Source organism: Phormidium yuhuli AB48 (assembly GCF_023983615.1).
GTDB classification, from domain to species: domain Bacteria; phylum Cyanobacteriota; class Cyanobacteriia; order Cyanobacteriales; family Geitlerinemataceae; genus Sodalinema; species Sodalinema yuhuli.
In genome coordinates this window covers 1,205,129-1,217,654 of the sequence record NZ_CP098611.1, presented here as the reverse complement: position 1 = coordinate 1,217,654, position 12,526 = coordinate 1,205,129, and the positions used below count along the sequence as shown (strand labels likewise).

The window sequence follows — 12,526 nt, the reverse complement described above, 5'->3', positions numbered from 1 at the left end:
CACGATTACATGACGAAAAAGCCAATTTTGATTTTGGTGGGGACAACAGAAGGGCGACATTTAGCCTATCAGGCCTCGCAACGGTCCGATGTCCAGGCGATCGCCTCCCTAGCGGGCCGCACCCGTCGACCGGACCCCCCTATCGCTAATACTCGCTTCGGCGGCTTTGGCGGGGTATCCGGGTTACGAGACTATCTCCAGGACCAGGGGATTGAGGCCCTGATTGATGCCACTCATCCCTTTGCGGCTCAAATCTCAATTCATGCCTTATTGGCGGCGCGAGAGGTGGGGATTCCCCATTTGCGCCTCTCTCGTCCCCCCTGGGTGCCTCAGCCTGGGGACTGTTGGCGGTCGGTCTCCAGTAACGCTGAGGCGGCTGAATGCTTGCCAGAGGTGGCTCAGCGGGTGTTTTTGACCATTGGCCGTCAGGAGTTAGCCACCTTTGCCTCGTTGCAGCAGCTTTGGTTCCTGATGCGGATGATTGACCCCCCCCAGCAGACGACGGCCATTCCTCCGGGGGAGATTCTCTTGGCCCGGGGACCCTTTTCTCTGGAGGATGAGCGATCGCTGTTGCGAACCTATCAAATCGGGGCGATCGTTAGTAAAAATAGTGGCGGCGAGGCCACCTATGCCAAACTGGTGGCGGCACGAGAGATCGGGATTCCGGTGGTGATGGTTCAACGTCCAACTATGCCGGAGATGGAGACGGTTAGCGATATTCAGCAGGTTTTAACTTGGTTGGATGGTCTTTGAAGATTCATGTTTCAATGTTTTTTTGATAGTTATTATGGCGTCACTTTTGGCGTCAAATAAAAAATTGTAGGGGCATGAGTTGCCTCTGATTTTATCAGAAGAACCCACCCCTACCCCTCCCAGGAGGGGATTTTTCGCCCCTACGAGATGCAACCTGCCCTGAATTTTCTTTCTTTATCACTCCTTCCAAACTGACCATTGCGTGACGGGGGCCATTGCCTTCCAACTGAGGAAGCGACCGAGGGGTTGCGCCCGTTGAATGGCAATTCGGGTCAACTCTCCCCCCCAGAGTTGCTGGGCTTGGAAGAGCGTTTGTTCACTCTCAACGGTAACAGCATTCACCACTAAACGACCTCCTGGGGGTAAGGCCTGCCAACAGGTTTCTAATACCTTGGGAGTGGTCAGTCCACCGCCAATAAAAATGCAATGGGGTTGTGGTAAATCCGCTAAAACGTCTGGTGCTTTTCCCGCCACAATCTCTAAATAAGGGACTCCTAAAGCCGCCGCATTATCGGCTAGATACTGTCGGCGTTGGGGATGGGATTCGATGGCGATCGCCCGACAGCGGCGATCGCTCCTGAGCCATTCAATACTAATTGACCCACAGCCGGCCCCCACATCCCAGAGGAGTTGTCCCGGTTGGGGGGCTAGACTGGAAAGGGTTACGGCACGGATTTCTCGTTTGGTCAGTTGGCCGTCATGACAATAGGCCCCATCGGGAAGTCCGGGAACACAACGGCGTTGTTGATTCTCTCCCCGAACCTCAATGGCGATGGTGTTTAAATTGGCTAAATCCTCATGGGCCCAGGTCGCGGCCGGTCCCTGAATTAAACGTTCCTCCGGGGACCCCATCCGTTCTAAAACCGTCATCTGACTCTCGCCAAATCCCGCCTCCGTCAAGCGTTGAGCCACGATGACGGGGGTTTGGCGATCGCCACTCAACAGCAACAAACGCACTCCTGGATAAAGATAGCCCAGTAACAAATCCGCCGGTCGTCCACAGAGGCTGAGGGTATCCACATCCGCTAGGGGCCAACCCAGGCGGCTACAGGCGAGACTAAAGGCGGACGGCGCGGGAATCAGGGTCATCTCCTCTAAGGGAATCTGACGCGCTAGGGTGGCCCCAATCCCGTACCACATTGGGTCACCTGTCGCTAAAACACAGACTCGTTGGCCACGACGCTGGAGGATAGTGTCAATGGTCTTTTGCAGGGGGGATTCCCAAACCAGGCGTTCTCGGCGATCGCCCTCGTCTAAAAATCCCAAATGTCGCCGGCCCCCCACCAGAATTTGAGCCTGTTCCAAGAGCGATCGCGCCGCTGCACTCAGTCCAGCCTGGCCCTCCTCGCCAATACCAATTACCGCTAACCATTTCTTCGGGCCGGTCATACCCACGCACCTCATTCCTCAATCCTAGGACGACAGATGTTTCATTCACTGAAAGGTTCGTCCCCACGGTACTGTCTCATGAAGGGGTCCTCCTCTGCTAAAATGGGGAGATTGATTGTTGGGAAACTCCGGTTAGAGTCCGGGACTGTGCCGCAACTGTAATGGGGTGCTTTCCAGCTCGTCTTGCACCCACAAGTCAGAACACCAACATCAAGCCGGCCCTGAGCCGAGACCTGTCAATTCTCTGCGTCGCACAGAGAAGGAACCTGATTGTGAATTGGATTATCGATGCCAACCCCTGTCCGGGACTGTTCTATGGAACCCGGGCCCAAGATGGATTTATCCTTCGTATCCGCACCCCTGGGGGACAGCTTAGTGTATCTCAGGGACGGGCGATCGCCCAGTGGCTAGAGGACTGGGACTGCGAGAGCGTGCAGGTGACGAACCGGGGGAATCTGCAACTGCGATCGCTCGCTAGCGCCCCCAATCCCCAAGTGTTCGCCCAGCTTCAATGTCTCGGCTTAGGGGCCCGTCTCCCAGAGTTGGATCATCTACGCAACATTATGGCCAGTCCCACGGCGGGAATTGATGTCCAGGAACGTCTCGATACTCGTCCCTGGGTGCGGGCGTTAGACCACTATATCCAACACTCTCCCCACTTAGCGGCTCTACCGGCTAAGTTTAGCATCGGCCTTGATGGCGGTGGGTCCGTGGCCATTGGCACTCGCTCACCCCTCCCCTGGGAATATCGCTATAACGAGATTCAACTCTCCCTAGTGACCCTAGAGGAGACTCACGGGGAGCTTAGCCCCTATTTTCACTTAGCTTTCGCAGCGGGGAAACAGCTCTATGACAGTGGACGCTTAATTCCCGTTGAACAGGGAGTGGAGGCCGTCGCCGCTCTTAGCCAGGCCTATCTGGATTATCTCAAGCAAGCCGCACCCCTGCCTCAGCCGGGCCGTAGGCCCCGCCTCAAACATTTATTAGCGGATTGGGGACTGGAACAGTATCTGCAACAGGTGGATGGCTATCTCCCCCAACCCCTTCCAGAAGCCTTCCCTCTCAGTAGGGGCAAAAAATTTTTCGCCCCTACGGCTGTTGGCGGCGCTCATTTAGGAGTCCACCCACAACGACAACCCGGTTTAGCCTATGTTGGCGTCGATTTGCCCTTGGGACAGTTAACCCTGGCCCAGTTGCAGGGGGTTCTCGATATCGTGGCTGAGTTTGGCCAGGGACCCTTGCGCTTAACCCCTTGGCAGAGCCTGATTATCGCCAATATCCGCGAGGAACAGGTGGAGAAGGTGTTAGAGCGGTTGCAGGGGTTGGGATTGTCAGGGGAGGCCCCGGATTGGGCGATCGCCGCCTGTACGGGAAAACCCGGTTGTTCAGCGGCCGCCAGTACCACTCAAGTTGAGGCCCAGCGTCTTCTGCAAGACCTACCGCAACAGTTGGGGTTAGGCCGGCCGGTGACGATTCATCTCACCGCTTGTCCTAAATCTTGCGCTCAACCGGGCCCGGCGGAGATAACCCTCTTAGGACTCTCTCTTGATACCTACAACCTCTATTTAGGAGATGGTCAGGATTCCTGGAACTATGACCTGGGACCCGTGGCTACCGACGACCTCTCTAGGGTGATTGCCCGACTGTTGCAGTCCTATAAAGAGCAACGTCATGACCGGGATGAGTCCCTGAGTGATTGGGTGCGACGGCTCGATGAAGCGGGGGTTCCGGTTCGGGAGTCGCTACGATGATGGATTATATCCGTGACGGTCAGGAAATCTATAAACAATCCTTTGCCACTATCCGGGCTGAGGCGGCGTTAGAGACGTTGCCCGCCGATTTGGCTCAGGTTGCCGTTCGCTTGATTCACGCCTGTGGAATGACCGATATTGTGGCGGATTTGCAGGCATCTGAGGGAGCGGTTCAGGTGGGACGGCAGGCCTTGGCTCAGGGAGCGCCGATTTTGTGCGACTCTCAGATGGTAGCTCATGGGGTGACTCGGGCCCGGCTTCCAGCGGAGAATGCGGTGATTTGTACCTTGCGAGAGGCTCAGGTTCCCCAGTTGGCCCAGCAGATTGGTAATACGCGATCGGCGGCGGCGTTGGAGTTATGGAAACCCCATTTGGGGGGGTCTGTGGTGGTGATTGGTAATGCGCCGACGGCGTTGTTTTATTTATTGGAATTGTTGCAGATGGGGGTTGAGAAACCGGCTTTGATTTTAGGGTTTCCGGTGGGTTTTGTGGGGGCCGCTGAGTCGAAGGCTGAACTGGCCCGAGGCGAGTTTGGGGTTCCCTTTATCACCTTACAAGGACGACGGGGTGGCAGTGCGATCGCCGCTGCTGCTGTGAACGCATTAGCCAAGGAGACTGAATTATGAGCGAGGTGGGACGACTCTATGGCTTGGGAATTGGTCCGGGTGACCCGGAATTATTAACTCTAAAAGCTCATCGAATTTTAACGTCGGTTCCGGTGATTGCTTATCCGACTTTAGAAAATGGGAAGGCATTAGCTCGGGCAATTGTTGCTGATTTTATTCGCCCGGAGCAGCAAGAAATTCCCATGCCGTTACCGTTTAGTGTGCAGCGATCGTCTCAACCCTATTATGATTTGGGGGCGGAGAAAATTGCCGCACATTTGAGTGCTGGACGGGATGTGGCGGTGTTGTGTGAAGGGGAACCGATGTTGTATGGCAGTTTTATGTATCTGTTTCAACGACTGGCCCCGCGTTTTCCCACAGAGGTGGTTCCGGGGATTTCCTCAACCTTTGCTAGTGCGGCGATGTTGGGAGTTCCGATTACCTTCCGCAATGATGTTTTGAGTATTATGCCGGCGACATTGGAGGCTGACCAATTGCGCGATCGCCTTCAGGGAGTCGATGCCGCTGTTATCATTAAACTGGGGCGACATTTCAGCAAAGTTCGCGACATTTTAGGGGAGTTGGGACTTTTAGAACGGGCCCTCTATATTGAACGGGCCACCCAACCCAGCCAGCGTATTATCCCCATTCAGGACTTGAACCCCGAGGAGGCCACCTACTGGGCCTTGATTCTCATTCCCAGTCAGACGCAACCCCGTTAAAGCCGATTAAAGCCAATTAAGAAACCGGGTGTCTTGGAGACACTCGGTTTCTGGCCCTCGGACCCAAGTTGAGCCAGATGTAGCTGGATTCACCGCTGAGGCCAAGACACTCGGTGTCTGTTGGACACCGGGTGTCAATGAGCCGACTCATCTAAAAGAGATAGAGAATAGCAAACAAGACAATCCAAACAATATCAACAAAGTGCCAGTACAACTCAGCCGCTTCCGGGCCAAAGTGGCTCTCACTGGTATAGCGTCCTGCCTTGAGCGATCGCCCCAGAACCACTAAAATCAGACCTAAACCAAAGGTCACGTGCAAGCCGTGGAATCCGGTCAGGACATAAAAGGTACTGGTAAAGAGATTATCCGTGAGACCGAACTCATTGGTAAAATATTCATAGCCCTGGCCAAACAGAAATACTAATCCCATGGCCGCCGTAATCGCAAACCAGAGGCGTAACCCCTTCACATCATTATTGCGAATCGCCTTGTTCCCTCGGTTCATCACAAAACTACTGGACACCAGAATCACCGTGTTAACCGTGGGTAACAACAACTCCAACTCCGGTGTTCCCTGAGGCGGCCAAACTTGAGCCACCGAGCGAAAGGTCAAATAGGCCGCAAACAGACCTAAGAAAATCATCGCCTCGGCAAAGAGGAACATATAAAGCCCGAAAATGCGATGATCGGGATGGTCTCCATGATGTCCCGCCTCAGTATGAGATGCCGTTGCGAGGGTATTTTGAGCCGTATCGGCAGTGGAACTTTGCATAAGTCAAATTCTGTGAGGACAAGTTCTGCAATTGCCAGAACATCCCCCAAAGCCGAATCTTCGGGGGTGTTTGGCAGGGGCGAAAAATTTTTCGCCCCTACATCTGAGCCTTGACTTCAGCCAGTAACTCAGAGACGGACTGCTCATCATCCCGTTCGCGGTCAACCCCATAGTCATAAGGACCTGACCACAACACCGGTTCTTCCTCGAAGTTTTCGATAATCGGCGGAGAACTGGTTTGCCACTCTAAGGTTAAAGCATTCCAAGGATTGGCTCCGGCCACGGGCCCTTTAAACCAACTCCAGGCCGCATTGACCAAAAAGGGTAGGGTGGACACCGCCAAAATTAGGGAACCTACGGTACAAACTTGGTTTAAGGTCGTCAGAGAGGGGTCATATTGCACCACCCGGCGAGGCATCCCTTGCAATCCGAGGATGTGCATGGGGAAGAAGGCTAAGTTAAAGCCAATGAAGGTCAGGACAAAGTGAACTTTACCCCAGGTTTCATTCATCATCCGCCCCACCATTTTGGGGAACCAGTGGTAAATTCCGGCGAAGATGCCGAACACACTGCCGCCAAAGAGAACATAGTGGAAGTGGGCGACGATGAAATAGGTATCGTGAACATGGATATCAAAGGGAACGGATGCCACCATGACACCACTTAAGCCCCCCACTAGGAACATGGAGACAAACCCCATCGCAAACAGCATGGCGGAGTTGAGACGCAGTTTACCGCCCCAAACTGTAGCCACCCAACTGAAGACTTTAATGCCAGTGGGAACGGCGATGACCATTGTGGCGGCCATAAAGAACACCCGCAACCAGCCGGGGGTCCCACTGGTAAACATATGGTGGGCCCAGACGATGTTGCCGAGGAAGGCAATGGCGATACTGGAGTAGGCGATCGCCTTATAGCCAAAAATCGGCTTGCGGGCATGGACGGGCAGAATATCAGAGATGAGACCGAACACCGGCAGAATCATAATATAGACCGCCGGGTGGGAGTAGAACCAGAACATATGCTGGTAGACGATGGGATCGCCGCCGCCGGTGGGATTGAAAAAGGCGGTTCCGGCGATGAGGTCGAAACTCAGCAGAATCAGGGCCCCAGCCAAGACGGGGGTGGAGACGAGAATCAACAGAGATGTGGCCAACATCGACCAGCAGAATAAGGGCATGTCGTAGAGAGACATCTCCTTCACTCGCATTTTGAAGATGGTGGTGACGAAGTTAATCCCACCGAGAATGGAGGAGGTTCCAAAGAGCAGAATACTGAGAATCCACATCATCTCACCTACCTCGCCACTGACGAGACTCAGGGGGGGGTAGGAGGTCCAACCGGCGACGGGAGGCTGGTTGATGACTAAACTGGTTAGCAAGAGAACCCCGCCGGGGGGAACCAGCCAAAAGGCAATGCCATTGAGGACGGGGAAGGCCATGTCCTTGGCCCCAATCATCAAGGGAATTAGATAGTTGGCAAAGGCGGCTCCTGTGGGGACAATCCACAGGAAAATCATCATGGTTCCATGGAGGGTGAGAACGCCGTTATAGTTCTCGGCCCCCAAGAAGTCCGGTTCGGGGGTGGCCAGTTCCAGACGAATGCTGGTGGCCATGAGTCCAGCGACGAGATAGAAGAAGAAGCTGGTGACAAAGTATTGGATGCCGATGACTTTGTGATCGGTACTAAACCCGAAAAAGTCTTTCCAATGCCGTTCGGGTTCCGGTGGGGAAGTTTTGGGTTCGACGGAAGTGCTTGTCATATCAAGGGGTTAAGGTCAAATCTTGCGACAGATGTGAGGAGGCTTAAAGATGTTGCAGATGATGGGAATCTAGGGAATGGGGCATCTCTTGTAAGGCGGCGATCGCCTCGGGGGAGATGTTCCAATCTTGGGTATGTCGGGCTAAGCGGTTGTCGTTGTCAGCCATAATTTGAGCGATGGTGAGTCCATCTCCCTGTTCTTTGGCGGCAATTTGCGACTGTAGCCACTCGTCATACTCCTCGGGGGTATGCACAATCACTTGAGTCCGCATGGCACCATGGTAGGCTCCACAGAGTTCAGCACAGATGAGGGGATAGGTTCCAGCGACTTCCGGCTTAAAGCGAAGCTGGGTATCCCGGCCGGGAATGGCATCTTGTTTGAGTCGGAATTGGGGAATCCAGACGGCATGGATGACATCTTGGGCGACAATGTTGAGTTTCACGTTTTGGCCGGTGGGAACATGGAGTTCGCCGGAGACGACACCGCTATCGGGATAAGTGAAAATCCAAGCATATTGCAGTCCCAAGACATCCACGTTGACGATGGCGTTGTTTCCCTGTAGGTTAGGCGGGACTCCGACTCCCAAAGCTAGTTTCTCCTGGCCGGGGAGGGTGGCGGCCATGGCGGTTCCGGGGACAACGGCAGTTTTCTGGGGACCGGGATCTTTGGAGGCGGCGGGATCAAGTCCCCCCATTTCGTTGTAAACCTCGAAGCTATAAATGGATAAGACCATGACGATGACCACGGGAATGGCGGTCCAGACGATTTCTAGACCGATATCCCCTTCTTGAGGGGGGCCATCGGTGTTATCTCCAGGTTTTTGACGGAATTTGATGATGGAGATGATGAGTGCCCCTTGGATGAGTAAGAACAAGGCCGTGGCAATGGTCATCATGACATTGAAGAGATTATCCACGAGAGGGGCTTCTCGCGATGCGGCCTCGGGCATCCAGCCATGGTTTTGTCCATACCAGAGGCTGATTAGGGTCACCAGAATGCCGGCGATTAGGGTCGTAATGGATGTGGGTAGTTTCACAGTTCGATAAATCGGGCTAACGTGGGGTAAATCTGCTCGGGTTAGGGCGTGTCATCTCTTTATACGGTAAAACAGGTTTTGACAAGCTGTCGCAGATTTGCCAAATCTTTAGGTTTTTTTCCTCAATCTGCGATCGCCCCCTAACTTTGTAAAGAAATGTTACAAACTAAACTGGAGATTTCTCAAGGTTTTGCCTAATCTAAAACATTTCTAAAAGTCCCTTTGGTTTACAAGATAAGAGTTCTAAGCTTAAACCAGACCTCTATGGATCTGATATCGTCGCCAGAGACCTCAAAAGTCAGCGACTCGCTTTATGTAACGTTTCTCAACAGAAACTTGACACTTGGACTGACTTGGAAAACCCCATGGCTCACTCAGTTTTGACCCCACCCTCCTCAGACTCTCTCTCGCCCCCAGAGGCGATCGCAGCGGTGCGCCGTCTCGTCTGGAAAATTGCTGTCGCGACGGTGATTCTCATGGCCATCGGCAGTGCCACCCGTGTGGCTAATGCGGGTTTGGCTTGTCCCGACTGGCCCCTCTGTTACGGCCAGCTTGTGCCGACAGCACAGATGAATCTACAGGTATTTCTGGAATGGTTCCACCGCCTGGATGCTTCGGTGATTGGTGTATTGGCGATCGTCCTAGTCGCTCAAACCTGGTGGCGGCGTTCCCTACTCCCCAATTGGTTACCCTGGGCAGCGGTGGCGGCGTTAGCCCTCGTTCTGGTGCAAGGCCTGTTAGGAGGCCTGACGGTGACGGAGATGTTGCGTTTTGATATTGTCACCGCCCACCTGGGAACGGCACTTCTGTTTTTTGTAACAGTCCTGACGATTGGCATGGCCCTGCTTCCCTATGAGGGCAATGGAACAGCCAACCGCCTCGGCTGGCTCAGTTTGTTGGCGGCTATTTTAGTCTATGGTCAGAGTCTGTTGGGGGCCCTGGTTGCCTCTCAATGGGCCTTACATCAATGCCTCAGTTATCAAAGTCTTTGTACGGTGATGAATAGCCACATCCTCGGGGTGGTTCCTCCCACCTTAGCGGTGTTGGCTTTGGGACTCTGGGCCTGGCGGACTCCTGCCCTCAGCCGTCCTCTACGCCGTCTGGCTCAAGCCGCTATAGCCCTAGTGGGGACCCAAATTGCCCTAGGGGTGGCAACGTTCTATTTGCGTCTGCAAGTTGAACCCCTATCGGTGGCTCACCAAACCGTTGGCGCGCTGCTTCTGGGTACGTTAGTGGCTTTTACGGTGTTGGCCCATCGCGATCGCCGTTTAGCTTAAGGGACGGCTGAGGCCTCGGCTAACCGGTTCTAGTTCCCTAAGATATCTGAACAACTTCAGAGAGATTTCAGAAGGACAGGCAAATTCATGCAAAATTCCATTTCTCCCCCGACTTCAACTCGACTCCATCGCAATGTTTACGAGGTGATTCAAAGTTATGTCCAATTAACGAAACCCCGGATTATTGTCTTGTTACTGGTGACAACGGGGGCGGCGGTCTTCCTGGCCTCGGAGGGACAGGTTGACCCGGTTGTTCTCTTGGCGACTCTGTTGGGGGGATGGTTAGCTGCCGCTGCTGCGAACACGATTAACTGTCTCTATGACCGGGATATTGACCAAATCATGGAACGCACTAGCCTACGTCCGTTACCGTCGGGCCGGGTACGGGTTCGGGATGCGATGATTTTTGCTGGGGTTCTGGCGGGATTGTCCTTTATTCTCCTCAATACGGTGACCAATCTCTTGGCGGCGTTGTTGGCCCAGGCGGGGATTGTCTTTTATGTGCTGATTTACACCCATTGGTTGAAGCGTCATTCGACCCAAAATATCGTCATTGGCGGCGCGGCGGGGGCGATTCCCCCTCTGGTGGGTTGGGCCGCTGTGACGGGTGAGGTGAGTTGGTCGGCTTGGGTGTTGTTCTTGATTATTTTTCTCTGGACTCCCCCCCATTTTTGGGCTTTGGCCATTTATATCCGCGATGAGTATGCGGAGGTGGATGTGCCGATGTTACCGGTGATTGCTGGAAATGAGGTGACGGCCAAGCAGATTTGGATTTATACCTGGTTGATGTTGGCCTCGACGGTGTTGTTGGTGTATCCGTTGGGGGATTGTGGCTTGGTGTATGTGGTTTCGGCGATCGCCCTCAGTATCCCGTTTGTTAAGAAGGCTTGGCTATTGTTAGGGGATTGTGAGAATACGGAGGTGGCGCGATCGCTGTTTAAGTATTCCATTCTCTATATGATGTTGCTCTGTGGCAGTATGGCCCTGGATAGTCTCCCTTGGGCGCAACAGGTGAGTTACACGGTGGCACAACGGGTTGAGACGTTACTCAGTTTGGTCAGTTTGGGGGCTTAGGGTGATGGGAATGGATAATTAACACAGAAAATGCCCCTTAGATAGCTATTGTCTAAGGGGCGATTGATTCTCTTGTTCCTCTGTTCCTCGTGACTTGGCTCCAGCCAAGTCATGCTCTTGGGGAGGCTCTGCCTCCCGAGGACAAGGGGCGATTGATTCTCTTGTTCCTCTGTTCCTCGTGACTTGGCTCCAGCCAAGTCATGCTCTTGGGGAGGCTCTGCCTCCCGAGGACAGACGGCAGAGCCTCCCAGAGAACCTGTCACGGCTTCAGCCATGACACGAGCGGTCATCCGTATAAAGCAGGGTTTTCAAAACTCAATTCCGTATCACCTGTTTTTAGATATAAAATCCTCCATGTCAACTTACTTAGAAATTCGCTCAAAATTGGAAACTCTTTCACGCCAAGAGCAACTGTTATTGCTGGAAGATTTAGCCGTTCTCATCCGTTGCGGTATCAGTCAGGACAAAAAATCTAGTCTTTTAGAACTTGAAGGATTGGGAGAAGACATTTGGACTCAGGTTGATGTCGAGGATTATCTGAACCAGGAGCGAGCCTCATGGACTGGCTAGGTTAATCCTAGGCCGATCGCGGTAAAAAACAATTGGGTTGTAGGGGCCGGGGAGTTCCCTGTCCTTGCTGTAACCGATACATATGCTCGAACAATTGCCAGCAATAGGGTTCCGAGAGTCCGCAGGTAATCGCACCCCGCAAGACGACGCTGAAATACCAATCATTGGGAGCCAATTCAGCCGGGAGTTTGTTCACCACCACATAGGTTCGCACTTGGCTATAGTGACGATCGCCACAGTGAACGCTGATGGTTTCACGACGATAGCCACCCGTGGGGATTTCTTCACGCTCATCGAGGCGATCGCTCAAACGCCAAGGAAGCCGATAGAGAACCCCCTCCACCGTCCGCGATGCGTCAGGAACAATATCTAATACGCCACAATTGCGCCGTTTTGAGCGACGGTTAAAGGCGAGACGATAGCCTTGTAGGGTGGCGGTTCCGAGAACGTAATCACAGGTGTTTTCTCCTAAAGTCCGTTGCAAGTCCACTGGACACATACAACTCCCATAGGCGAAGTAGTAAAACGTGGGTTCCGAACTCGGGGGGAGAGAACGAGGAGTCACGCAAGGCTGGCGACTGGTTCGGGTGCGGGTGAGTTGTCCTTGGGGGCGATCGCTCATGGTCGTTCCTGGCTTGTTGTCTCGCAATCGTTGCATCAGCTACAGTCTCCCACAAGTCTCCACGCTATCTTTGGGGTGAAGGTTTGGACTGTCCTTGGCAAGATTATAGCAAACTCTCGTATCTTGACCGATAAACCGTAGATTAAGATTTACAACAAGGGAGAGGCTCTGGGGGATGGGACGGGGTGAGTTG

12 protein-coding genes are annotated in these 12,526 nt (G+C 53.6%); 7 read left to right on the top strand and 5 right to left on the bottom strand.

What is annotated here, in order from left to right:
* Positions 1-9: 9 nt before the first annotated feature.
* Entirely contained in the window at positions 10-753 is a 744-nt protein-coding gene (locus tag NEA10_RS05255; RefSeq protein WP_252664205.1) for a cobalt-precorrin-6A reductase, read from the top strand.
* A gap of 177 nt (positions 754-930) precedes the next feature.
* On the opposite strand, the gene cbiE is transcribed toward NEA10_RS05255, so the two are convergent.
* The gene (cbiE, locus tag NEA10_RS05250; RefSeq protein ID WP_252664204.1) at positions 931-2,142 is read right to left on the bottom strand and encodes a precorrin-6y C5,15-methyltransferase (decarboxylating) subunit CbiE; all 1,212 of its coding nucleotides are present in this window, start codon (positions 2,140-2,142) and stop codon (positions 931-933) included.
* Between the two features lie 272 nt (positions 2,143-2,414).
* Between cbiE and cobG the strand changes: the two genes are divergently transcribed.
* The 3 genes from cobG to cobI are packed head-to-tail and all read left to right on the top strand — an operon-like array spanning position 2,415 to position 5,220.
* The gene (cobG, locus tag NEA10_RS05245) at positions 2,415-3,893 is read left to right on the top strand and encodes a precorrin-3B synthase (RefSeq protein ID WP_252664203.1); all 1,479 of its coding nucleotides are present in this window, start codon (positions 2,415-2,417) and stop codon (positions 3,891-3,893) included.
* Positions 3,890-4,519, top strand: a complete 630-nt coding sequence (locus tag NEA10_RS05240; protein WP_252664202.1) for a precorrin-8X methylmutase — start codon at positions 3,890-3,892, stop codon at positions 4,517-4,519. The genes cobG and NEA10_RS05240 overlap by 4 nt, the downstream gene beginning before the upstream one ends.
* Entirely contained in the window at positions 4,516-5,220 is a 705-nt protein-coding gene (cobI, locus tag NEA10_RS05235) for a precorrin-2 C(20)-methyltransferase (protein WP_252664201.1), read from the top strand. Before NEA10_RS05240 ends, cobI begins: the two co-directional genes overlap by 4 nt.
* A 151-nt stretch (positions 5,221-5,371) precedes the next feature.
* Here cobI and NEA10_RS05230 read toward each other — a convergent pair whose 3' ends face one another.
* From NEA10_RS05230 to NEA10_RS05220, 3 genes are all read right to left on the bottom strand, one after another.
* Positions 5,372-5,992, bottom strand: coding sequence for a cytochrome c oxidase subunit 3 (locus NEA10_RS05230; protein ID WP_252664200.1), 621 nt, complete (start codon positions 5,990-5,992; stop codon positions 5,372-5,374).
* A 97-nt stretch (positions 5,993-6,089) separates the two neighbouring features.
* Positions 6,090-7,754: a cytochrome c oxidase subunit I gene (gene ctaD / locus NEA10_RS05225; RefSeq protein ID WP_252664199.1), complete on the bottom strand. Its 1,665-nt coding sequence runs from the start codon at positions 7,752-7,754 to the stop codon at positions 6,090-6,092.
* 43 nt (positions 7,755-7,797) lie between these two features.
* Positions 7,798-8,790, bottom strand: coding sequence for a cytochrome c oxidase subunit II (locus NEA10_RS05220; protein ID WP_252664198.1), 993 nt, complete (start codon positions 8,788-8,790; stop codon positions 7,798-7,800).
* Between the two features lie 365 nt (positions 8,791-9,155).
* Here NEA10_RS05220 and NEA10_RS05215 point away from each other — a divergent pair, with 365 nt between their 5' ends.
* The 3 genes from NEA10_RS05215 (at position 9,156) to NEA10_RS05205 (ending at position 11,711) form a co-directional block, all read left to right on the top strand.
* Positions 9,156-10,067, top strand: a complete 912-nt coding sequence (locus NEA10_RS05215; RefSeq protein ID WP_252664197.1) for a COX15/CtaA family protein — start codon at positions 9,156-9,158, stop codon at positions 10,065-10,067.
* A gap of 87 nt (positions 10,068-10,154) precedes the next feature.
* Complete coding sequence (locus NEA10_RS05210) at positions 10,155-11,141, top strand: heme o synthase (RefSeq protein WP_252664196.1); 987 nt, start codon at positions 10,155-10,157, stop codon at positions 11,139-11,141.
* Positions 11,142-11,495: 354 nt separating this feature from the next.
* Entirely contained in the window at positions 11,496-11,711 is a 216-nt protein-coding gene (locus NEA10_RS05205) for a hypothetical protein (RefSeq protein WP_252664195.1), read from the top strand.
* Between the two features lie 7 nt (positions 11,712-11,718).
* Here NEA10_RS05205 and NEA10_RS05200 read toward each other — a convergent pair whose 3' ends face one another.
* Positions 11,719-12,369 (bottom strand): gamma-glutamylcyclotransferase family protein, encoded by a 651-nt coding sequence (locus NEA10_RS05200; protein ID WP_252664194.1) that lies wholly within the window; start codon positions 12,367-12,369, stop codon positions 11,719-11,721.
* Between the last annotated feature and the right edge of the window lie 157 nt (positions 12,370-12,526).